The 21,207-nt window shown below is 67.2% G+C and carries 18 protein-coding genes; 9 read left to right on the top strand and 9 right to left on the bottom strand.

The annotated features are described in order from the left end of the window. Positions 1–179: 179 nt before the first annotated feature. Genes VEA80_RS11545 through VEA80_RS11510 form a run of 8 tightly spaced genes read left to right on the top strand, consistent with a single transcriptional unit; the run spans position 180 to position 9,790 of the window. Complete coding sequence (locus tag VEA80_RS11545; protein WP_325060893.1) at positions 180–1,292, top strand: NAD-dependent epimerase/dehydratase family protein; 1,113 nt, start codon at positions 180–182, stop codon at positions 1,290–1,292. Further along, positions 1,289–2,344 (top strand): SDR family NAD(P)-dependent oxidoreductase, encoded by a 1,056-nt coding sequence (locus tag VEA80_RS11540; protein WP_325060892.1) that lies wholly within the window; start codon positions 1,289–1,291, stop codon positions 2,342–2,344. Before VEA80_RS11545 ends, VEA80_RS11540 begins: the two co-directional genes overlap by 4 nt. Beyond that, positions 2,341–3,426: a glycosyltransferase family 4 protein gene (locus tag VEA80_RS11535; protein WP_325060891.1), complete on the top strand. Its 1,086-nt coding sequence runs from the start codon at positions 2,341–2,343 to the stop codon at positions 3,424–3,426. The genes VEA80_RS11540 and VEA80_RS11535 overlap by 4 nt, the downstream gene beginning before the upstream one ends. Next, positions 3,423–4,559, top strand: a complete 1,137-nt coding sequence (locus tag VEA80_RS11530) for a CgeB family protein (protein ID WP_325060890.1) — start codon at positions 3,423–3,425, stop codon at positions 4,557–4,559. The genes VEA80_RS11535 and VEA80_RS11530 overlap by 4 nt, the downstream gene beginning before the upstream one ends. Beyond that, positions 4,556–5,647, top strand: coding sequence for a CgeB family protein (locus VEA80_RS11525; protein WP_325060889.1), 1,092 nt, complete (start codon positions 4,556–4,558; stop codon positions 5,645–5,647). Before VEA80_RS11530 ends, VEA80_RS11525 begins: the two co-directional genes overlap by 4 nt. Continuing rightward, the gene (locus VEA80_RS20560) at positions 5,644–7,752 is read left to right on the top strand and encodes a bifunctional glycosyltransferase/UDP-glucuronate decarboxylase (RefSeq protein WP_325060888.1); all 2,109 of its coding nucleotides are present in this window, start codon (positions 5,644–5,646) and stop codon (positions 7,750–7,752) included. Before VEA80_RS11525 ends, VEA80_RS20560 begins: the two co-directional genes overlap by 4 nt. Next, positions 7,749–8,717, top strand: coding sequence for an MDR/zinc-dependent alcohol dehydrogenase-like family protein (locus tag VEA80_RS11515; protein ID WP_325060887.1), 969 nt, complete (start codon positions 7,749–7,751; stop codon positions 8,715–8,717). The genes VEA80_RS20560 and VEA80_RS11515 overlap by 4 nt, the downstream gene beginning before the upstream one ends. After that, positions 8,717–9,790, top strand: coding sequence for a Gfo/Idh/MocA family oxidoreductase (locus tag VEA80_RS11510; protein WP_325060886.1), 1,074 nt, complete (start codon positions 8,717–8,719; stop codon positions 9,788–9,790). Before VEA80_RS11515 ends, VEA80_RS11510 begins: the two co-directional genes overlap by 1 nt. Here the strand turns inward: VEA80_RS11510 and VEA80_RS11505 are convergent. Genes VEA80_RS11505 through VEA80_RS11465 form a run of 9 tightly spaced genes read right to left on the bottom strand, consistent with a single transcriptional unit; the run spans position 9,721 to position 19,611 of the window. Then, on the bottom strand, positions 9,721–10,632 hold the full coding sequence (locus VEA80_RS11505; protein ID WP_325060885.1) for a branched-chain amino acid aminotransferase: 912 nt from the start codon (positions 10,630–10,632) through the stop codon (positions 9,721–9,723). The genes VEA80_RS11510 and VEA80_RS11505 overlap by 70 nt on opposite strands. A 5-nt stretch (positions 10,633–10,637) precedes the next feature. Next, positions 10,638–11,729, bottom strand: a complete 1,092-nt coding sequence (gene leuB / locus VEA80_RS11500) for a 3-isopropylmalate dehydrogenase (RefSeq protein WP_325060884.1) — start codon at positions 11,727–11,729, stop codon at positions 10,638–10,640. Beyond that, positions 11,726–12,316, bottom strand: a complete 591-nt coding sequence (gene leuD, locus VEA80_RS11495; RefSeq protein WP_325060883.1) for a 3-isopropylmalate dehydratase small subunit — start codon at positions 12,314–12,316, stop codon at positions 11,726–11,728. Before leuD ends, leuB begins: the two co-directional genes overlap by 4 nt. After that, positions 12,309–13,733 carry a 3-isopropylmalate dehydratase large subunit gene (gene leuC, locus VEA80_RS11490; RefSeq protein WP_325060882.1) on the bottom strand — a complete coding sequence of 475 codons (1,425 nt, stop codon included), beginning with the start codon at positions 13,731–13,733 and terminating at the stop codon, positions 12,309–12,311. Before leuC ends, leuD begins: the two co-directional genes overlap by 8 nt. Continuing rightward, positions 13,723–14,922, bottom strand: coding sequence for a 2-isopropylmalate synthase (locus VEA80_RS11485; RefSeq protein WP_325060881.1), 1,200 nt, complete (start codon positions 14,920–14,922; stop codon positions 13,723–13,725). Before VEA80_RS11485 ends, leuC begins: the two co-directional genes overlap by 11 nt. Continuing rightward, positions 14,910–15,176 carry an ACT domain-containing protein gene (locus VEA80_RS11480; protein WP_325060880.1) on the bottom strand — a complete coding sequence of 89 codons (267 nt, stop codon included), beginning with the start codon at positions 15,174–15,176 and terminating at the stop codon, positions 14,910–14,912. The genes VEA80_RS11485 and VEA80_RS11480 overlap by 13 nt, the downstream gene beginning before the upstream one ends. Positions 15,177–15,180: 4 nt before the next feature. Further along, entirely contained in the window at positions 15,181–16,878 is a 1,698-nt protein-coding gene (ilvG, locus tag VEA80_RS11475; protein ID WP_325060879.1) for an acetolactate synthase 2 catalytic subunit, read from the bottom strand. Between the two features lie 10 nt (positions 16,879–16,888). Then, positions 16,889–17,890 carry a ketol-acid reductoisomerase gene (ilvC, locus tag VEA80_RS11470; RefSeq protein ID WP_325060878.1) on the bottom strand — a complete coding sequence of 334 codons (1,002 nt, stop codon included), beginning with the start codon at positions 17,888–17,890 and terminating at the stop codon, positions 16,889–16,891. Next, positions 17,890–19,611 (bottom strand): dihydroxy-acid dehydratase, encoded by a 1,722-nt coding sequence (locus VEA80_RS11465; protein ID WP_325060877.1) that lies wholly within the window; start codon positions 19,609–19,611, stop codon positions 17,890–17,892. The genes ilvC and VEA80_RS11465 overlap by 1 nt, the downstream gene beginning before the upstream one ends. A gap of 709 nt (positions 19,612–20,320) precedes the next feature. Here VEA80_RS11465 and hisG point away from each other — a divergent pair. Then, on the top strand, positions 20,321–21,202 hold the full coding sequence (gene hisG, locus VEA80_RS11460; RefSeq protein ID WP_325060876.1) for an ATP phosphoribosyltransferase: 882 nt from the start codon (positions 20,321–20,323) through the stop codon (positions 21,200–21,202). Positions 21,203–21,207: the final 5 nt, after the last annotated feature.

The raw sequence follows: 21,207 nt of genomic DNA, 5'->3' as shown, positions 1-21,207 counted from the left end.
GCTTTGCTGTTCCATCGCGAGCGCGGAATCCGCTGCGCGCCATGCGGATTTGCGGAGCGAACAGGAACATTCCTTCGCGCGTGCCGTTCAGTACCGTCACACGCTCGTGTGACGCCGAGCACAACCAAGAACAACTCTGTCGGCAGTCGTTTCGCACTCCTCAGGAGGGGCAGTTTTGGATGCCTGAACGTGTTCTCATAACCGGCGGCGCGGGCTTCATCGGACGGCACGTCGCGGAGCTGTTGCTGGAACACGGTTACAAAGTGCGGGCGCTCGACAGCTTGATCGAACAGGTGCATCCGCCCGGGCGCCATCAGAATGAGCTGCCGGCAGATGTGGAACTGGTCGTCGGCGACATTCGGGATGAGAGCGCCGTGCAGCGCGCGCTGGAGGGCGCCGAAAGTGTGATCCATCTCGCCGCCGAGGTTGGCGTCGGCCAGAGCATGTATGCAGTGGAGCGCTATACATCGGTGAACGATGTCGGCACGGCGGTGCTGTTCCAATGCCTGATCGAGCGGCCAGTCAGACGCGTGGTCACAGCGTCTTCGATGAGCATCTATGGCGAAGGGCTCTACCGGTCCGCCGACGGCGCGCTGCATCAGGATGTCGTGCGCGATGGGCGCAACAAGTTCGGCGGATGGGATCCGCTGGGGCCGGATGAGCAGCCGCTATCGCCGGCGCCGACGCCGGAAACCAAGTCGCCGGGCCTGCGCAGTGTCTATGCGATCAACAAATACGTGCAGGAGCGCCTGACGCTCACTTTGGCGCGGCAGTACGGCATGGAGTGCGCGGCGCTTCGGCTGTGGAACGCATACGGGCCGGGTCAGGCGCTTTCCAACCCCTACACCGGCGTGCTCGCCATCTTCGCCTCCCGCGTCGCCAACGGCGAGCGGCCAATGGTGTTCGAGGACGGTCAGCAGCGGCGCGACTTCGTGCACGTCGCCGACGTTGCGGCGGCCTTCCTGCTGGCGCTGCGGCATCCCTCGGCGAACGGAGAAGTGTTCAATATCGGTTCCGGCGAGGACCGCACCGTGGAAGAGGTTGCGCGCGTGCTGGCGTCGACGATGGGCCGCACCGATCTCGAACCGCTCATCACCGACCAGGCCCGCGCCGGCGACATCCGACACAACATCCCCGATTTGACCAAGGCGCGCACGATGCTCGGCTATCGGCCGCGCCGCGATTTCAGCGAGGGGCTGCATGAGCTGGCCGAATGGGTCGCCCGGCAGGAGGCGGACGATCGCGTCGCCGAGGCGCGGCGCGAGCTCGAGATGAGAGGATTGGTGGCGTGAGGCAACGGACCACAGCGCTCGTGACCGGCGGCGCCGGTTTCATCGGCTCCAATCTTGTCGATCGGCTGGCCGCCGGCGGCTGCAAGGTGATCGTGTTCGACACGCTTCAGCGCCCCGGTGTGGAGCGTAATCTTGCCTGGCTCAAGCAGCGACATGGCCGCAGCATCGCCCACCGCCGCGAGGACGTGCGCGATGCGGATGCTGTGCTCGCCGCAGCTCGCAATGCCGACGTGATCTTCCATCTTGCCGCGCAGGTCGCCGTCACCACGAGCGTCGCCGATCCGCGCGCGGACTTTTCCGTCAATCTCGGCGGCACCTTCAATGTGCTCGAAGCCGCGCGTCAGCGGTGCGCGCCGGTCGTCTTCGCCAGCACCAACAAGGTGTACGGCGATCTTGCTGATCTCGATTTGGCGCTGATCAAGGACGCCTATGCGCCCACCAACGAGCGCATCCGCAAGCGCGGCGTCGATGAGAAGCGGCCGCTCGTATTTCATACGCCGTACGGCTGTAGCAAGGGCGGCGCCGACCAGTATGTTTTGGATTACGCGCGCACCTATGGCGTTCCGGCTTGCGTGCTGCGCATGAGCTGTATCTACGGGCCCCGGCAGATGGGCACCGAGGATCAGGGCTGGGTCGCGCACTTCCTTATTCGCACGCTCTCCGGTCAACCGATCACTGTCTATGGAGACGGCCGGCAGGTGCGCGACATTCTCGAAGTGTCGGACGCTGTGAACGCGTACCTATCGGCGTGGCGCAAGATCGACGCGGTGCGCGGCCGCGCGCTGAACCTTGGCGGCGGCGTCGCCAACGCGATCAGTCTCCGGCAACTGCTCTCCCATATTGAAGCGGTCACCGGCCGCCGGCCCGACGTGCGTTATGAGGGATGGCGGGTCGGGGATCAGCGCTATTTCGTGGCGGACATATCGGCGGCGCGGCGCCTGCTCGAACTTGCGCCACCGACGCCGTGGCGCGAAGGCGTCGAGCGCTTGGCGTCATGGATCAAGGCCGATGGCGCCCTCATAGAGGTCCCGGCTGAGACTGTCGCCGCATGATTCCGCATCGCGTCCTCATGACGGTGGACGCGGTGGGCGGCGTCTGGACCTATGCCGCGGAGTTGGCCGCGCAATTGCGCATGCGCGAGATCGAGGTGGTCCTCGCCGTCGTGGGGCCGGCGCCATCGGCCGCGCAGATGCGGGCGATGCGCGGTACAGACGTCCGCGTGACCGGCTTGCCGCTGGATTGGCTTGCGGATGATGCAGATGAAGTGCGCCGCAGCGCGAGCGAGGTCGTGGCGCTCGCGCGCAGCGTCGACGCCGATTTGGTGCATCTGAACAGCCCCACACTGGCGGGATTCGCCGAGTTCGATGCGCCGGTCGTCGGCGCGTGCCATTCCTGTCTGGCTTCGTGGTGGCGGGACGTTCGGGGCGGCGAGATGCCGGCCGAGTTTCGCATGCGCACGGAGTGGCTCGCGCGGGGCTATCGGGCGTGCCGCGTCCTGATGGCGCCAAGCGCGGCGTTCGCCGCGTCGACCTTCTCGCTTTACGGCGTGCGGCCACACGTCGTGCTCAATGGGCGCGGAAACCGGGGGCGCATCGCCGACAGCCGGAAGCAGCGTGTCGCGCTGACCGCGGGGCGCTTGTGGGACGACGGCAAGAACTTTGGCGCGCTGGACAAAGCCGCGGCGCGGATGCGCTATCCGCTTGTGGCGGCCGGACCGCTTGTGGGCGCCAACGGGACGCTGGTGAGTCCTCGGAACGCGCGTGCGCTTGGCCCGCTGAGCGAGGCGAAGCTCGATCGCTGGATGAACCGCGCCGCAGTGTTCGTGTCGATCGCGCGATACGAACCGTTCGGCCTCTGCGTGCTCGAGGCTGCGCAAGCAGGTTGTGCGCTGGTCTTGTCCGACATTCCGAGCTTCCGCGAGCTATGGAGCGGGGCGGCGATGTTCGTCCCGCTTGACGACGACGAGGCGGTCTCGCGGGCCGTGAACCTGCTGATCGAGAACGAAGCGGTGAGAAGTGGCTGCGTCGCGCGTTCGGTGGAGCTCGCGCGCCGTTATCGGCCGGAAGCGATGGCTGATGGCATGCTCGCGGTCTATGCCGCGGCGGGATCGGCCAAGGCGTGCGCCGTCGCATGAAGATCGTTTACTTCACGCACTCGCTCCGCTCCTGCTGGAATCACGGCAACGCCCACTTCCTGCGCGGCGTGCTGCGCGAGCTGATCGCGCAAGGGCATCACACCATCGCCTACGAGCCGGAGAACGGCTGGAGCCCCTCCAATCTGGTCGCCGATCACGGCGCCGAGGCTCTGAACGCCTGGCGCTTCGCGTATCCGGAGCTGGTCGTCCATCGTTACTCGGCCGGATTCGACGCCGCGGCTGCGTGTGAGGACGCCGACCTCGTCATCGTTCACGAGTGGAACGAATCCGAGCTGATCGCCACGCTCGGCCGGGCGCGCGGCGCCGGCGCGGGTCATCTGCTGCTTTTCCACGATACGCACCATCGCGCCGTCAGCGAACCCGCCTCCATGCGCGGCTACGATTTGCGCGACTATGACGGCGTGCTCGCGTTCGGCGAGTCGTTGGCGGAGGTATATCGCCGCGACGGTTGGGGTCGGCGCGTTTTTGTTTGGCATGAGGCGGCCGACACGAGGCGGTTCAAGCCGCCGGCCGAGGAGACTGAACGGGAAGGGCTCGTCTGGATCGGCAACTGGGGCGACGGCGAGCGCACAGCGGAACTCGAGGCGTTCCTATTGCGGCCTGCGCAACAAGCGGGGCTGCCGCTCGACATTCATGGCGTGCGCTATCCGGCGGAGGCGACCGCATTGCTGGAGCGCTATGGCGCGCGGTACCGGGGTTGGCTCGCGAACGCGAAAGCGCCGGAAGTGTTCAGCCGCCATCTCGCGACAGTGCACGTTCCACGCCGCTTCTACGTGGAGCAATTGCCCGGCATTCCGACGATCCGGGTCTTCGAGGCGCTGGCCTGCGGCATCCCGCTTGTCACCTCGCCTTGGCGCGACGGTGAGAATCTGTTTCGGCCCGGCCGCGATTTTCTGACGGCGGACAATCCCGAGAGCATGCTCGAGCTGCTGGCCCTGCTGCGCAGCGACCCCGCCTGCCGGGAAGAGCTTTCGCGTAACGGACTCGAGACGATCCGGAGCCGCCATACCTGCGCCCACCGCGCCGAGGAATTGCTTCGGATCGTCGCTGCACTGCGCGGCGCCGCTGCGCCGGCGAGCCCTGTCGAAAGCCAAAGGGAGGCGACGCTTTGAAGATCGCGTTCTACGGGTCCAGTCTGTTGTCGTCCTATTGGAACGGCGCCGCCACGTATTATCGCGGTCTGCTGCGTGCGCTCGCCGCGCGCGGATGGAGGGTGACGTTCTACGAACCGGACGCCTATGAGCGGCAGCAACACCGCGACATCGAGCCGCCGGAGTGGGCGGAAGTCGTCGTTTACAAGAACGATGTCGCCGCCTGTCGGGCGGTGATGCGCGAGGCCGCGCAAGCCGATGTAATTGTCAAAGCAAGTGGCGTCGGGGTGTTCGACATCGAGTTGCTCGATGTGTGGAGCGAGGCGCGACCGGGCGCGCTGAAGGTGTTCTGGGATGTCGATGCGCCAGCGACGCTGGCTGAACTCGAGGCGTCGCCGGCGCATCCGCTGCGGCGGGCGTTGCCGTCCTTAGACATCGTAATGACGTACGGCGGCGGCCCTCCCGTCGTGAACGCCTATCGGGCGCTGGGCGCGAGACAATGCATTCCGATCTACAACGGCCTTGATCCGGAGACGCACAAGCCGGCGGCGCCGAATTCTCGCTTCAAGGCTGATTTGAGCTTGTTGGCGAACCGGTTGCCGGATCGGGAATCCAGAATAGAGCGCTTTCTCCTCGAACCCGCCGCGGCCTTGCCGCATCGGCGCTTCCTGCTCGCCGGCGCGGGATGGGACGACAAGACCGTGACCGCGAACGTGCGCAAGCTCGGCCACGTCGGCACAGCCGACCACAACGCCTTCAACTGCACGCCCTTGGCTGTGCTCAACGTAGCGCGCGACAGCATGGCGGATGTGGGCTTCTCGCCAGCAACGCGCGTATTCGAAGCGGCGGGAGCGGGCGCCTGCCTGATCACGGACGCCTGGGAGGGCGTCGAACAATTCCTCGAGCCCGACGCCGAAATCCTCGTCGCCCGCGATGGGCAGGATGTGGCCGCACACCTGGAAGCGCTGACGATCGCGCGCGCGGCGGACATCGGCGCTGCGGCGCGCGCGCGCGTGTTGGCGGAGCACACTTACGCCCACCGTGCAGCGGAGGCGGACTGCGCGTTCAAGCGCGCACTGGAAAAGCTCGCCGGAAGGAGCGCAGCATGACGAAGCCTCTTCGCATAATCTTTCTTGGTCTGACGCTCTCCTCCTCCTGGGGCAATGGTCACGCGGTTACGTATCGTAGTCTGCTGAAGGCGCTCGCGGCGCGTGGACATGACATTCTGTTTCTCGAATGCGAGAAGCCCTGGTACGCGTCCAACCGCGACCTCACCGACCCGGACTATTGCCAGCTCGCTTTCTACGACGATCCGCTCGATCTGGAGCGCTTCGCGCCGCAGGTGGCGCAAGCAGACGTGGTCGTTGTCGGCTCCTTCACGCCCGAGGGCGTGACGGTAGGAGACTGGGCGCAGGGCACCGCGCGCGGCGTCGTGGCGTTCTACGACATCGACACGCCGGTCACGCTGGCGAAGCTCGCCAAACGGGACGAGGAATATCTGGCGCCATGGCAGATCGCCGATTACGACGTCTACTTCTCCTTCACGGGCGGACCGCTGCTGCAGAAGTTGGAGCAGGATTTCGGCGCGCCGGCGGCGTGCGCGCTTTATTGCGCGGCGGACCCTGAAGTCTATCGCCGCGCAGAGACGGAGACGCGGTGGGATCTCTCGTATCTCGGCACCTACAGCGCCGACCGTCAGCCGGCGCTCGAGCGTTTGTTGCTGGAGCCCGCGCGGCGGGCGCCGCATCTGCGCTTCGCGGTAGCTGGCGCGCAGTACCCTCAGGACATCGGTTGGCCGGCGAATGTCGAGCGGCTGGAGCACGTGCCGCCGGCGCAGCATCCGGCCTTCTACAGCGCGAGCCGATTCACGTTGAATGCGACTCGCGCGGACATGATCGCCGCGGGCTACAGTCCGAGCGTGCGCCTGTTCGAGGCGGCGGCGTGCCGTACGCCGGTGATCAGCGATGTGTGGCCGGGGGTCGAAGAGTATTTCGAGCCGGGTCGCGAGATCGTGCTGGCGCGTACAAGCGAGGATGTGCTGGCGACCCTTGCGGAGCCGGCCGCCGCCGGAGTCGGGATAGGGGCGAACGCCCGGGGCCGTTTGATGGCGCAGCACACGCCGGAACACCGCGCCGCCACGTTCGAACGGGAGGTTTACGCGGCAATGCAGCGAGGCCGCGCCGCGCGGGGGCGATATGGGCGCGCCGTCAGAAACTTGAAGCAGAAGCGCATCCTGGTGGCCGGCGGCGGCGGTTTCTTGGGCTCGCATCTGTGCGATCGGCTGCTCGGCAGCGGCGCGGAGGTCATTTGCGTCGACAATTTTCAAACGGGGCGACTGCAGAACTTGCAGCGGGCGCTCCGACATCCGCGCTTCGACGTGATCGAGGCTGACATCATCGAACCGCTCGAGGAGCGGCTGAGCGGGGTCAAGTTCGATCAGATCTATAATCTCGCCTGCGCCGCCTCGCCGCCGCAGTACCAGCTTGATCCAGAGCACACGCTGCTGACAAGCGTGCTGGGCGCGCGGAATCTGCTGCACCTGGCCGAGCGCCACCGCGCGCGCCTTGTGTTTGCGTCGACAAGCGAAGTCTATGGCGATCCGGAAGAGCACCCGCAGCGCGAGAGCTATCGCGGCGCTGTCAACCCGACCGGGCCACGGGCGTGCTATGATGAGGGCAAACGCTGCGCTGAAACGCTTGCGTTTGATTTTGCGCGCGCGGGCCGCGCCGACGTGCGCGTGGCGCGTATCTTCAACACCTACGGGCCGCGGCTTGCGGCGGCGGACGGACGTGTCGTTTCCAACCTGATTAGCCAAGCGCTCGCCGGCGCGCCGCTGACGCTGTTCGGCGACGGCGCGCAAACGCGCTCCTTCTGTTACGTCGAGGATTTGATAGAGGGTCTCATGGCGCTGGGCGATCACCGGGGCGCGCAGCCGGGACCGATCAACATCGGCAATCCGGGCGAGCTCTCGATGCGCGCGCTGGCCGAACTCATCCTGCGGCTGACCGCATCCGCTTCGGCGATCGTCATGCGGCCGCTGCCGGTCGATGATCCGCGTCGGCGCTGCCCGGACATCACGCGCGCGCGCGACGTGCTCGGCTGGTCGCCGCAGACGCCGCTGGAGGAAGGTCTTCGCCGCACCATCAGCTGGTTCAAAGCGGGAGAAAGGGTCATTGCCGACGCGGACGCCGAAGCCAGGCAGGCGCCCGCATGAACGCCGAGACCATGCGTGCGGCGGTGCTCACCGGGCCGGGCCGGTGCGAGATCCGCGAGGCGCCGAAGCCGCATCCAGATGCGGGACAGGTGCGGGTGAAGCTCGAAGGATGCGGCGTGTGCGCATCCAACTTGACGCCGTGGGCGGGCCCCGAGTGGATGCGCTATCCGACGGCGCCGGGAGAACTCGGCCATGAAGGTTGGGGCGTGGTCGATGCGCTCGGCGAGGGCGTCAGCGGATTGAAGGTCGGCGATCGCGTCGCGACGCTCTCGCACCGCAGTTATGCCGAGTACGACATCGCGACGGCGGATCAGCTCGTCCGGCTGCCGGCCGAACTTGACGACCGCGCCTTTCCAGGTGAGGCCCTCGGCTGCGCGATGAACATTTTCCGCCGCAGCGGCGTTCGTCCGGGGGATGCCGTCGCCATTGTCGGCATAGGCTTTCTCGGCGCTATCCTGACGAGATTGGCTGCTGAGCGCGGCGCGCGCGTGCTCGCGGTATCGCGCCGCCCCTTCACCCTCGAGGTCGCGCGTGCAATGGGCGCCGCCGAAACGATCGCGATGCGGGACCATGCCAGCATCGTCGAACAGGTGCGCTCGCTGACGAACGGCCGGTTCTGCGACGTTGTGATCGAGGCGGTCGGCAAGCAATGGCCGCTCGATCTCGCCGCCGAGCTCACGCGCGAACGGGGGCGGCTCGTGATTGCCGGCTATCACCAGGATGGCCCGCGTCAGGTGAACATGCAGTTGTGGAATTGGCGCGGCTTCGATGTTGTCAACGCGCACGAGAGAGAGCCGCAGGTCTACGCACGCGGCGTCGCGGAAGCGGTTGACGCGGTGATGCAAGGAATGTTTCGGCCGGATGATCTCTGCACCCACGCCTACCCGCTGGAGCAGCTCGGCGCCGCGCTCGATGCGACGCGCGACAAGCCCGAAGGCTTCCTCAAAGCTTGGGTGCGGTTCTGATGCTCCCGCGACTGGGCTTTCTCGGCGTCGGCTGGATCGGGCGTCATCGTCTGCAAGCAATCCTGGAGGCCGGCGTCGCGGAGGCGGCGGCGATCGCCGATCCGTCGGATCAGATGGCGGCCGCCGCGCTCGAACTCGCGTCCGGCGCCCGCCGCGTCGGTGGTCTCGAGGAGATGCTGGAGCTTCCGCTCGATGGCATCGTGATCGCGACGCCCAGCGCTTTGCATGCCGCCCAGAGCATTGCGGCGCTGAAGCGCGGCCTCGCGGTGTTCTGTCAGAAGCCGCTCGGCCGCAATGGAGATGAAGTGCAACGCGTGCTCGCGGCTGCGCGCGCCGCGGACAGGCGGCTTGGAATCGATCTCTGCTATCGTCACACCGTCGCGGCGCAACGCCTGCGCTCTCTCATCCAGGAGGGCGCGCTCGGCAAGATTTATGCGGTCGATCTTGTCTTCCACAATGCTTACGGGCCGGACAAACCCTGGTTCTACGATCGCCGCTTGTCCGGCGGCGGCTGCGTCGCCGACCTCGGCGTCCATTTGGTCGATCTTGCGCTTTGGCTGCTCGACTGGCCCGACGTGATCGATGTTTCCGCACAAATGTCCGCGGCGGGCGAGCTGCTGCGGGGCGACGCCGTCGAGGACTACGCCACGGCGGCGCTTTCGTTGGCGAACGGCGCCGCGGCGCGGTTGGCGTGTTCTTGGCGATTGCCGGTCGGGCAGGACGCCGTCATCTCAGCCGCATTCTATGGCGCGGCGGGCGGCGCGGTGATGCGCAATGTCAACGGTTCGTTTTACGACTTCGAACTGGTGCGGATGCGCGGCACCTGCGCCGAGCAGCTCGTCGCGCCGCCGGATGCGTGGGGCGGGCGCGCCGCCGTCGCCTGGGCGGAGGCGCTGAAAAGCCGGAATGGGTTCGATCCGGAAATCGTGCACGTGTTCGAGGTAGCGCGCGCGCTGGATCGGCTCTATGCGGCCGCCGGCGCCGATCTGTCGGCCCACCCGGATCAGGAGGCGAGTATCGCCGGCGCCGGCTCGGCTGCGGCGGACACCCGGCTTCGGACGAGAGCGCTGTAGGCTTCGATCAAGCCGAACGTCAGCCGCCCTGGTTGGAACGCATGTTCGGCGATCTGACCGACCGGCGTCACTTCGGCGGCGGTGCCGACGACGAAGCACTCGGTGAAGGCGCCGAGATCCGCTGGCATGATGCGGGACTCGACAACCTTTATCCCGCGCGCACGCGCGAGCGCGATAATGGTTTGCCGCGTGATGCCGTCGAGGAAGGACGACGGCGGCGGCGTGAACAAGACGCCGTCGCGGACGAAGAAGATGTTGGCGCCTGTCGCTTCCGCGATGGCGCCGGTGCTGTCGAGCATCAGCGCGTCGTCGTAGCCCTCGCGCTCGGCCACATTTTTGGAGATGGTGCAGATCACGTAAAGGCCGGTGGCTTTTGCAGCGGTCGGCGCCGCGTCCGCAGACGGACGCCGATACTTCGCCCAGCACAGACGTATGCCGCGCCGAAGCCGGTCCTCGTCGAAATACTTCGGCCACGGCCAGGCGGCGATGGCGACGTGAACACGAGTATCGAGCGCCGAGACGCTGAGCTGTTCGGCGCCGCGCCAGGCGATTGGACGAATGTAGCAATTGTGGAGTCCGTTGCGCAAACACGTCTCGATCGCGGCTTCGTTGAGCTCGGCCTCGCTCCAGGGGATTGCGAAATCGAGCAGCTGCGCCGAACGGACGAGCCGACGCGTGTGCGCTTCGAGAGCGAAGATGCGCCCGTCATACATGCGCATGCCCTCGAACACGCCCGACCCGTAGTGCAAGGCGTGCGTCAGCACGTGCAGCTTGGCATCGCGCCAGGGGGTGAAGCGGCCGTCGAGCCAAATCCAGCCGTCGCGCTCATCGAACGGGAGCATCGCCGTCAGCCCCAATGCATCTGCACGTGGTGCGCGCGAGGAAGGTCGGCGCTGTGCAGTTCGTCGATGATCGCCTCGCCCATCGCGCGACAGCCGAGCTGACCGCCGAGATCGGCGGTGCGCTCGCCGCTTCGGATCACGGCTTCGACCGCTACTTCGACGGCGTCAGCTTCGTGATGCAGGCGCAAGCCGTAGCGCAGAAGCAGCGCGGCGGAGAGAATTCCGCCGATTGGATTGCACCGGTCCTTGCCGGCGATGTCGGGCGCCGAGCCATGCACCGGCTCGAACAGGCCCGGCCCAGTCGCGCCCAGCGAGGCCGATGGCGAGAGGCCGATCGAACCGCCGAGCACCGAGGCTTCGTCGGATAGGATGTCGCCGAACATGTTCTCGGTCAGGATCACATCATAGGCGCGCGGCTGCCGGATCAGCTGCATCGCCATCGAGTCGACCAGCGCGTGCTCCAGCTGAACGTCCCGGTAATGGCGCTCGTGCAGCTTGGTGATCACTTCGCGCCAGAGCCGGCTGGTTTCGAGCACATTGGCTTTGTCGACCGATGTCACCTTGCCGCGCCGCGCGCGCGCGGCGGCGAAGGCGGCGTGGCCTATGCGCTCGATCTCGCCGGTGGTGTAGAGGCATTCGTCGCTGGCGAACGTGGGTCCCCGCTTGCGCTCGCCGAAATAGGCGCCGCCGGTGAGCTCGCGGAAGATCACGAGGTCGACGTCCTCGACGATCTCGCGCCGCAGCGGCGAGCGATCGATAAGGTCGCTATAAACACGCGTCGGCCGCACGTTCGCGAAAAGGCCGAGCGCTTTGCGCAGGCCGAGCAGGCCTTGCTCCGGGCGTGGCGGGGCGCCGTCCCACTTTGGTCCGCCGACGGCGCCGAGAAAGACCGCATCGGCCGAACGGCAGGCTTCGAGCGTCTGCGGCGGCAGCGGATCGCCGAACGTGTCGATCGCCGCGCCGCCGATCAGCTCCGTGCGAAATTCGAAGCGGTGGCGGAAGCGGTCGCCCACCTCGCGCAGCACGTCGCGCGCCACGGCGGTGACTTCCGGCCCGACGCCGTCGCCGGGCAACAAAGCGATGGCGTAGGTTTTCATGCGTATTGCTCCTGCCTGCTTCGTTCGTAGGCCTCGATCGCGGGTATGCGATCGGCCAACCATCCCAGCGGATCCACGCCCTCGAGCAGGCACTGTCGGGCAAAGGGCTCGGTCTTGAACGTCATCGGCGCCTCGTCGCCGAAAGTGAGTTCCTGCTTTTCGACATCGATCGTGGCGCGGCCACCCGGATCGGCCATCAGCCGCGTCAGCGTTTCGCCGTCGACCTGGATCGGCAGCAGCCCGTTTTTCAGCGCATTCGACGTGAAGATGTCGGCGATGGCGGTGGAGATCACGGCGCGGAAACCGTAGTCCAGCAGCGCCCACGGGGCGTGTTCGCGCGAGGAGCCGCAGCCGAAATTGTCGCCGGCCACCAGAATGCGGCGCTCACTGGGATCGATCGTGTTCAGCGGCTCATCGGCTATCGGCTTACCCTCAGCGTCGAAACGCCGGTCATAGAACAGCTTTGCGCCGAGACCGTCGCGCGAGGTCGTGGTGAGGAAGCGCGCCGGGATGATCTGATCGGTGTCGATGCTGGCCTGCGGCATCACGAATGTGCGCGAGGTGAGACGAGTAAAGCGTTCAGGCATCGAGCGCCTCCTTGGCGAACACGCGCGGATCGGTCAGCACGCCAGTGATCGCGCTGGCGGCCGCGGTGGCGGGACTGGCGAGGATGGTGCGCGCGCCCTTGCCCTGCCGCCCCTCGAAATTGCGGTTCGAGGTGGAGATGGCGAGCTGGCCCGGCTGAACGGCGTCGCCGTTCATGGCGATGCACATCGAGCAGCCGGGCAAGCGCCATTCGGCGCCGGCTTCGGTGAAGAGTCGATCAAGTCCCTCGGCTTCGGCTTCGCGTTTCACCGCTTCGGAGCCCGGCACGACGAGCATGCGTACGCCGGATTTCACGGTTCGGCCCCGCAGGACATTCGCCGCGGCGCGCAAGTCCGATAAACGGCCGTTGGTGCATGAGCCGATGAAGACGACGTCGACCGGATGCTGCGTCGTCGGCTGGCCGGGCGTGAAGCCCATATAGCCGAGCGCCTTCTGCTCCGATTCATTCTGTGGCCGAGGAACGTCGGCGCCGATCGGCAGGGCGGCGTCCGGCGTGGTGCCGAACGTCGCCATGGGCTGGACGGCGCCAGCGTCAATGCGGATCTCTTTGTCGAACTTCGCGCCTTCGTCGGTGGCGAACGTCATCCAGCGTGCGGCGGCGCGCTCGAACGCCGCTCCTTGCGGCGCGTGTCTGCGGCCGCGGAGGTAGGCGATGGTCTTCTCGTCCGGCGCGATCATGCCGGCGCGGGCGCCGGCTTCGATGGACATGTTGCAAAGCGTCATGCGCTGCTCCATCTCGAGCGCGCGGATCGCTTCGCCGGCGTACTCGATCACGTAACCGGAGCCCCCGCCGAAGCCGATTGCGGCGATGATGGCGAGCGTCAGGTCCTTCGCGGCGACGCCGGGCTGGAGCCGGCCGTCGACATTGACGCGCATGCGCTTGGGTCTGCGCTGCAGCAGGCATTGCGTCGCCAGGACGTGGCCGACCTCCGAGGTGCCGATGCCGAAAGCAAGCGCGCCGAAGGCGCCGTGCGTGGCCGTGTGGCTGTCGCCGCAGACGACCACCAGGCCGGGCTGAGTGAGGCCGAGTTCCGGCGCCATCACGTGCACGACGCCACGGTCGTCGCTGTCCCAGCCCGCCAGTGCAATGCCGTGCTTTTCGCAATTGCGCTGCAGCGTCTCCACCTGTGCGGCGGCTTCCGCGGACGCATAGGGCCGTTGACCCTGCGCGCTCGGCGGCAATGTCGGCGTCGAATGATCCAATGTCGCAAAGGTACGGTCCGGCCGGCGCGCGCGGAGGCCGCACGCGTCAAGTTCAGCGAACGCTTGCGGACTGGTGACTTCGTGCACCAGGTGCAGATCGACATAGAGGATCGCCGGCGTTTCGCGCGTCTCCGCTTGCACGACGTGGGCGTCCCAGACCTTGTCAAACAATGTGCGTGGCGCGTTAGGCGGCATGCACGCCTCCGTGGTCAGCGGTCGCTGCGAGGATCAGCGCGATCAACTCGGCGTCGTCGATCTCGCCGATCTCGTCGGCGCGTCGTTTGAAGTTCGCGAACAGGTGGCCGAGCGCGTTACCGGTCAGCGCATAGCCCAGCGCTTCGGCGCGCTTGGCGATGGCGTGGCGCCCGGAATGCTTGCCGAGAACGAGCCGCGTGCCGTCGAAGCCGACATCCTGCGGGCGCATGATCTCGTAGGTGCGCGCATCCGCCAGCATGCCGTGCTGATGGATGCCGGCCTCGTGCGCGAAGGCGTTCGCGCCGACAATGGCCTTGTTGCGTACGACCGGCGAGCGCGTGAGGGCGCTCAACAGGCGGCTGGCGGAGACGAGCTTCGTCGTGTCGACGCCGGTATGTACGCCGAACAGATCGCCGCGCGTGCGCAGCGCCATGACGACTTCCTCGAGCGCGCAATTGCCGGCGCGCTCGCCAATGCCGTTGACGGCGACCTCGACTTGCCGTGCGCCCGCGGCCACCGCCGAGAGCGTATTGGCCACGGCCATGCCGAGATCGTTGTGGCAGTGAGCGGAAAGGATCACGCCCGGAAAGCGCGCGACGCGGCGTTTGATCCCGGCGAAGATGCGGCCGATTTCCGACGGCGTGGAATAGCCGACGGTGTCCGGGATGTTCAGCGTCGTGGCGCCGGCTGCGGCGACGGCCTCCATCACTTCTGCCAAAAACGCGGGCTCGGTGCGGATCGCGTCTTCGGCGGAGAACTCGACGTCGTCGAACAGGGTGCGGGCGAAGCTCACCGCCCTTACGGCTTTTTCCAGCACTTCATCAGCGCTCATCTCGAGCTTGGCGGCGCGGTGGATCGGGCTGGTGCTGAGAAAGATGTGGAGGCGCCGTTTCGGCGCGCTTTGCAGCGCGCCATAGGCGGCGCGAATGTCGCTCTCCTCGGCGCGCGACAGCGAGCAGAAGATCGGGCCTTCGATTTCGCCGGCGACGCGGCGAACCGCCTCGGCGTCTCCGGGCGAGGCGGCGGCGAAGCCGGCCTCGATCACATCGACGCCGAGCGCCGCCAAAGCGCGCGCCATGGTGAGCTTGGCCTCGACGGACATCGAGAAGCCGGGGGCTTGCTCGCCGTCCCGCAAGGTCGTGTCGAAGACGATGACCCTGTTCGGATCGCGATCCGCTAAACCGTGCATGTCGCGGCCTCCTCTACCGGGGAAGAGGCGGGCGCGATGCGGCGTGCGCCGATCTGCCGGTCGATCTGGCGGCCGAGCACCTCGATGCAGCGGCCGGCGTCGCGAGCGCGCAGCGAGACGCGGACTTCGCGAGCCGCCCCGGCGTCGCTGATCGCCATGCGATCGATATGGAAGCCGCGGCGCTCGATCAGGCCGATGAGACGTTGAAGCGAGCCTTCGGCGCGATCGATGTGAACAAGAATCGTGTTGGTCATCGCTTCAATCTCCATGCATCATTTCTGAGTTGCTCTTGCCCGGCGGCACCAGCGGCCAGACGTTCTCCATCGGATCGATGATCACGTGCGCGAGGCAGGGGCCCGACGCGTCGAGCAGCCGCTCGATGCCGGCGGACACCTCCTCGCGCCGGCTAATTCGGAAAGCCTCCACGCCGAACGCCTGGGCGACGGCGACGAAGTCGGGATTGTCAGAGAGGTCGATCTCGCTGAAATTGCGGTCGAAGAAGAGCTCCTGCCACTGGCGCACCAGGCCGAGCGCGGAATTGTCCAGCAGCACGATTTTCAGCGCGACACCGTAGCGCTTCAGCGTCGCCAGTTCCTGGATGTTCATGGCGAACGAGCCGTCGCCGGAGATGGTGACGACGTGCGCATCTGGCCGCGCGAGCTTGGCGCCGATGCCGGCCGGCAGCCCGTAGCCCATCGCGCCCAGGCCGCCGGAGGTCAGGTGCGATTCCGGCGCGGCGAAGCGGCAATGCTGCGCGGCCCACATCTGATGTTGGCCGACATCGCAAGCAGCGATGAACGCCTCGCCCGCCCGTTCCGACAGCGCCTTCAGCAGCGCCGGCGCATAAACGCCCTCGCCGGGCGCGTCGTAGCGAAAGGCGTGCGCGCGGCTGCTCTCGATGCAGCGATCGCGCCATGCGTCGATGGCCGGGGCGCGCGGGCTGAGCTGCGCCAGCACCGCTTTCAGATCGCCCACAATCGGCATGTGCGCCTCGCGCAGCTTGCCGATCTCGGCCGCATCGATGTCGATGTGAATGACCCGCGCGTGCGGCGCGAAGTCGGCGAGCTTGCCGGTGGCGCGGTCGTCGAAGCGCGCGCCCATCGCGATCAGCAGGTCGCATCGCTGCACGGCTTCGTTGGCCGCCCGCAAACCATGCATGCCGAGCATGCCGAGAAAGCCCGGCCAATCCGCCGGCAGCACGCCCAAGCCCTGCAGGGTGGCGACCGCCGGGATCGCCGTGGCGCGCGCGAAGACGCGCACGGCCTCCGTGGCGCCGGCGATGCGCACGCCGCCGCCGATATAGAGAAGCGGACGTTGCGCCGCGCCGATGGCGGATTCGGCGCGGCGCAGTTGCGCCGGATCTAACCGTCGCGCCGGCTCGGGCGGGGGTGGGAGAGAGCCGGGGGCGGAGACGGCGCCGACCTGCACGTCCTTCGGCAGGTCGATCAACACCGGGCCGGGCCGGCCCGACGTTGCAACATGAAACGCCTCGGCGAACACCGCCGGAATGTCGGCGGCGTCGCGCACGATCCAGGAATGCTTCACGATCGGCAGCGTCACGCCGAGAATGTCGATTTCCTGAAACGCATCCGTGCCCATCAGCGGCGAGGCGACATTGCCGGTGATGGCGATCAGCGGCACGGAATCCATCATCGCATTGGCGATGCCGGTGATCAGATTGGTTGCGCCGGGCCCCGACGTCGCCATGCAGACGCCGGCCTTGCCGGTGACGCGCGCATACGCATCCGCCGCGAACGCCGCGCCCTGTTCGTGCCGCACCAGGATATGCTTGAAGCGCGCGCCGGTGATTGCATCGTAGATCGGCATGATCGCGCCGCCGGGATAGCCGAACACGACCTCGACGCCGTGCCGCTCGAGCGCCTCGACGACGAGGCGCGCGCCGGTGACGGGCGCTGCGTGCAAGACGGGCTTGGGCGTGGGGGCGGCGGCGCTCATCGTTCCGGGTTCAGGCGTTTGTCGGCGACTTCAGCCAGGCCATGCGCGCGCGCAGCGCGGCCCCCGTCTTTTCGATCGGGTGCTGGCGATCGGCGTTGAGCATGGCCGAATAGCGCGGCTTGCCGGCCTGGTTCTCCAGGATCCAGTCGCGCGCGAAGGCGCCGGACTGGATGTCTTTCAGCACCTCGCGCATGCGCCCGCGCGTTTCGTCGGTGATGATGCGCGGACCGGAGACGACGGCGCCGTATTTCGCCGTTTCGGAGATGAAGTCGTGCATCTTCGACACGCCGCCCTCGTAGAAGAGGTCGACGATCAGCTTCAGCTCGTGCATGCACTCGAAATAGGCGACTTCGGGCTGATAGCCGGCCTCGACCAGGGTCTGGTATCCGGCCATCACCAGCTCCTTGGCGCCGCCGCACAGCACGGCCTGTTCGCCGAACAGGTCGGTTTCGGTTTCTTCCGCGAACGTGGTCTCGATCAGGCCGCCGGCCGCGCCGCCGATGCCTTTGGCGTAGGCCATCGCGCGCGTCCGCGCGGCGCCGGTGGCGTCCTGATTGACGGCGAACAGGGCAGGCACGCCGCGCCCGCGCACGAATTCGCGCCGCACCAGATCGCCTGGCCCTTTCGGCGCCACCAGCACGACGTCCATGTCCTCGCGCGGCTGCACGCGGCCGTAATGGATAGTGAAGCCGTGTGCGAACAGCAGCGCGGCGCCCTTCTTCGCCGTTGGCGCGACGATCTCTTTCCAGACCTGCTCCTGGGCCATGTCCGGTGTGAGCACCGCGATCAGGTCGGCGTCTTCTACCGCGTGCTCGGGCTCGGCCGTGTCGACCTTGTCGGCGCGGGCGTTGGTCCAGCCCCTGCCGCCCTTGCGCACGCCGGCGACGACCTCGTAGCCGCTGTCGCGCAGGTTCTGCGCGTGCGCGCGGCCCTGGCTGCCATAGCCGATGATGGCGATGCGCTGGTTCTGCAGCGCTTCGCCGCTCACGTCGTCGTCCGAATACACTTTCATCACGAAGCCTCGCGTCGAGCCGGCGCGCGCGTTTGCGCGGGCGGCGGGTTTGGGATGGTGACTGCGCCTTGCGCCGCCGAAGCGACGAGGACGGCGTATTTCGCGAATGCGCCGGCAGGCGCCTCTTTGATCGGCGGCGCCGCTTGGCGGCGGCTCAAGTCGGCGCGCGTTTCGATCGTGCGCGCGCCCACGTCGATGGCGATCGTGTCGCCGTCCCGCAGCAGGGCGATCGGTCCGCCGGCGGCGGCCTCGGGCGACACGTGACCGGCGACGAAGCCGTACGACGCGCCGGAAAAGCGCCCATCGGTGATCAGCGCGACGTTCTGCATGCCGCGGCCTTTCAGAGCAGCCGTCACTTGCAGCATCTCGCGCATGCCGGGCCCGCCCTTCGGGCCCTCGTATCGGATGACGATCACGTCGCCTTCGCTGATCGCGCCAGCCTGAACCGCGTCGAAAGCCGCTTCTTCGCCGTCGAACACGCGGGCCGGGCCTTCGAAGCGCGTCGTGTCGTGGCCGACCAGTTTGATCACGGCGCCGTCCGGCGCGATGTTGCCGTAGATCACGGCGTAGGAGCCGCGCGGCATCACAGGTTTGGAGAACGTGCGGACCACGGCTTGGCCGCCGGTTTCGACCGCCTCGCGCGCTTCTTCGTACAGTGAGCGCCCGGTGACAGTCGGCGCATCGGCAATTTTGCCGGCCGACATCAGCCGGTGCAGCACGAGACGCGTGCCGCCCGCTTCGAACAGATGGTGCGCCAAGAACCTGCCGCCCGGCTTCAAATCGCAGATCACCGGCGCGGCTTCGCAGGCGGCGTTGCAGTCCTCGACGCCGAAGGCGACGCCCGCTTCGGCGGCGATGGCGACGAGATGCAGAACCGCGTTGGTGGAGCCGCCGCTGGCGGAAACGGCGACCGCGGCGTTGCGCAGAGATGCCGCCGTGATGAAGCGCCGCGCGCTCTCGCCCTTTCGCGTGAGTTCGACCGCAATGCGTCCGCAGCGTTCGGCTTCGGCGGGTTTGCTGGAATGCGTCGCCGGCACATCGTTCGCCCCGGCGGGCGAGAGTCCCATCGCGGTCAGCGCCATCGCCATTGTGTTTGCGGTGAATTGTCCGCCGCATGCGCCGGCGCCGGGGCAGGCGGCCTTTTCGACCTCGCGCAGACCCTGATCGTCGAGCGCGCCGGCGCCGTGCGCGCCGATCGCTTCGAACACGTCTTGTATCGATATCTCCTGGCCCGCGCGCCGTCCGGGCATGATCGTGCCGCCATAAAGGATGCAGCCCGGCAGATCCATGCGCGCCAGCGCCATCGCTGCGGCAGGAATGGTCTTGTCGCAGCCGACGATGCAGACGACGCCGTCGAGCTGATGGCCCTGCACAGCAAGCTCTATCGAGTCGGCGATGATCTCGCGTGAGATGAGCGAGGCCTTCATGCCCGGCGTGCCCATCGAGATGCCGTCGGTCACCACAATGGTGTTGAAGTCGATCGGCACGCCGCCCGCTTCGCGCACGCCCCGCCGCACATACTCGGCGAGATCGCCCAGATGCATGTTGCAAGGAGTGACCGACGACCAGGTGTTCACCACCGCGATGAGCGGCCGCGTGAAATCCTGTTCGCCCAACCCCGCCGCGCGCAGGTACGAGCGCGCCGCGGCGCGCGTCGCGCCGGCGGTGACCACGGCGCTGCGGAGCGGCTTTGGCTCTTTCGGTGAGGAATCCTGCGTCATCTCGGTCCAGCTCGGCGGACCGCGCGCAACAAAAACCCCGCTTCCTTTCGGGAGCGGGGTGATGCGTGCGGTCCTGATTTAGGGGGTTCAGGTTACGCGCAGCCACGCCGCTCCGGGCACAAGAATAAGCGCCACGATGCTAAGAAGGAGGCCTACGAGAACCGATACGAGCACGCGCGCGTCCGCCGCGACGGCAGTCGCGGTCGAGCGTGCGGCGGTGTTGCGGTTCATCGACACGAAAAGTGGCTCCCGCGCAAACTAGAACCGAATTTCGCACATCGCGCAATGCGAAAACCGATCGGTCAGCGATAAAAGTGCGCGGCGCCGCCGAAAGAGGCGGCAGCCTTAAGCGAGGCTAACGATAGGGCTAAGCACTGATGAATGGGTGCGCCGGCGCTCGCTAAACGCGCGAGAGAGATACGCTTGTCGACGGTTGACGCGCACGTGCGCGCACGCCAGAGTACGCGCCGTAATGCGTATCGTCGTGCATCTCGCCGCCGCTTCCAACGCCTATCCGGGCGTGCGCGCGCATGGCCATGCACATCATCATGACGCTCACGCGGCGCACCATTCGCCGCGACATTGAAGCTCTTCATCGCCGTCTGAGCTGAAGAAGAGCGGGGACGCCGCAGGCGTCGCACCCCGGCTGTCCCCATCAATGTCATTCCGAGCCACGGTTCGCTCCGTGCGCTCGACCTGCGTGGGTTCCATGAAATCGCAACGTTTACACATCGCCATCCAGAAGAGCGGCCGCCTGGCCGAGAAGAGCCTCGATCTCATCCGGGCCGCCGGGTTCCGGCTGACCAGAAGCGCGGGCGATCTCGCCTACAGCGTCGAGAATGCGCCGATCGACCTCTGGTGTGTGCGCGACGACGACATTCCGACCTTCGTCGCTGATGGGGTCGCCGATTTTGGCATCGTCGGCCGCAACGTTCTGGCTGAACGCGCCGACGGCGCGAACGACGATGGGCTTGTCGAGGTGATGCCGTTGGGGTTCGGCCGTTGCCGGCTTTGCATCGCCGCGCCCGAGGGCTTCGTTTACGATGGCGCCCGCGGGCTGAACGGACTTCGGGTCGCGACCACCTACCCAAACCTGCTCCGCCGCTTTCTGAAGGCCCGGCGTCTGGACGCCGACATCGTCACCATGCGCGGCGCCGTGGAGGTCGCGCCACGGCTGAAATTGGCCGAGGCGATCTGCGACTTGGTTTCGACCGGCGCCACTTTGGACGCCAACGGCCTCGAAGCGTTCGAAACCATTCTCGAAAGCGAAGCCGTGCTCGTGCGCGGCGCCGGCGATCTGGCGCCTGAGCTGCGGCGCGCGGCCGATAGCGTCGTGGCGCGGTTCAAAGGGGTGGTCGCGTCGCAGGGCGCGAAGTACGTCATGATGAACGCGCCGCGGGCGGCGCTGCCGGAAATCATCGAAATTCTGCCGGGCGCGGAGGCGCCTACCGTCACGCCGCTCGCCGGCCGCGACGATGCCGTGGCGGTGCACGCCGTCTGTCAGGAATCCGTTTTCTGGGAAACGTTGGAGGCGCTGAAGGCGACAGGCGCCTCGGCGATCCTGGTGCTGCCCATCGAGAAGATGATGTGAGGGCG

The sequence above is a fragment of the Vitreimonas sp. genome, assembly GCF_035627415.1.
GTDB lineage: Bacteria > Pseudomonadota > Alphaproteobacteria > Caulobacterales > Aquidulcibacteraceae > Vitreimonas.
This window is presented reverse-complemented; position numbering and strand designations above follow the sequence as displayed.

Bases quoted from the DNA above. Each gene is read 5' to 3' on its own strand.
- leuD (WP_325060883.1), bottom strand. From the start codon at position 12,316: ATGCCTGAACGCTTTACTCGTCTCACCTCGCGCACATTCGTGATGCCG.
- leuB (WP_325060884.1), bottom strand. From the start codon at position 11,729: ATGAAAACCTACGCCATCGCTTTGTTGCCCGGCGACGGCGTCGGGCCG.
- VEA80_RS11485 (WP_325060881.1), bottom strand. From the start codon at position 14,922: ATGCACGGTTTAGCGGATCGCGATCCGAACAGGGTCATCGTCTTCGAC.
- ilvG (WP_325060879.1), bottom strand. From the start codon at position 16,878: ATGAGCGCCGCCGCCCCCACGCCCAAGCCCGTCTTGCACGCAGCGCCC.
- VEA80_RS11515 (WP_325060887.1), top strand. From the start codon at position 7,749: ATGAACGCCGAGACCATGCGTGCGGCGGTGCTCACCGGGCCGGGCCGG.
- VEA80_RS11510 (WP_325060886.1), top strand. From the start codon at position 8,717: ATGCTCCCGCGACTGGGCTTTCTCGGCGTCGGCTGGATCGGGCGTCAT.
- VEA80_RS11535 (WP_325060891.1), top strand. From the start codon at position 2,341: ATGATTCCGCATCGCGTCCTCATGACGGTGGACGCGGTGGGCGGCGTC.
- VEA80_RS11545 (WP_325060893.1), top strand. From the start codon at position 180: ATGCCTGAACGTGTTCTCATAACCGGCGGCGCGGGCTTCATCGGACGG.
- ilvC (WP_325060878.1), bottom strand. From the start codon at position 17,890: ATGAAAGTGTATTCGGACGACGACGTGAGCGGCGAAGCGCTGCAGAAC.
- hisG (WP_325060876.1), top strand. From the start codon at position 20,321: ATGAAATCGCAACGTTTACACATCGCCATCCAGAAGAGCGGCCGCCTG.
- VEA80_RS11530 (WP_325060890.1), top strand. From the start codon at position 3,423: ATGAAGATCGTTTACTTCACGCACTCGCTCCGCTCCTGCTGGAATCAC.
- VEA80_RS11465 (WP_325060877.1), bottom strand. From the start codon at position 19,611: ATGACGCAGGATTCCTCACCGAAAGAGCCAAAGCCGCTCCGCAGCGCC.
- VEA80_RS20560 (WP_325060888.1), top strand. From the start codon at position 5,644: ATGACGAAGCCTCTTCGCATAATCTTTCTTGGTCTGACGCTCTCCTCC.
- VEA80_RS11480 (WP_325060880.1), bottom strand. From the start codon at position 15,176: ATGACCAACACGATTCTTGTTCACATCGATCGCGCCGAAGGCTCGCTT.
- VEA80_RS11505 (WP_325060885.1), bottom strand. From the start codon at position 10,632: ATGCTCCCGTTCGATGAGCGCGACGGCTGGATTTGGCTCGACGGCCGC.
- leuC (WP_325060882.1), bottom strand. From the start codon at position 13,733: ATGCCGCCTAACGCGCCACGCACATTGTTTGACAAGGTCTGGGACGCC.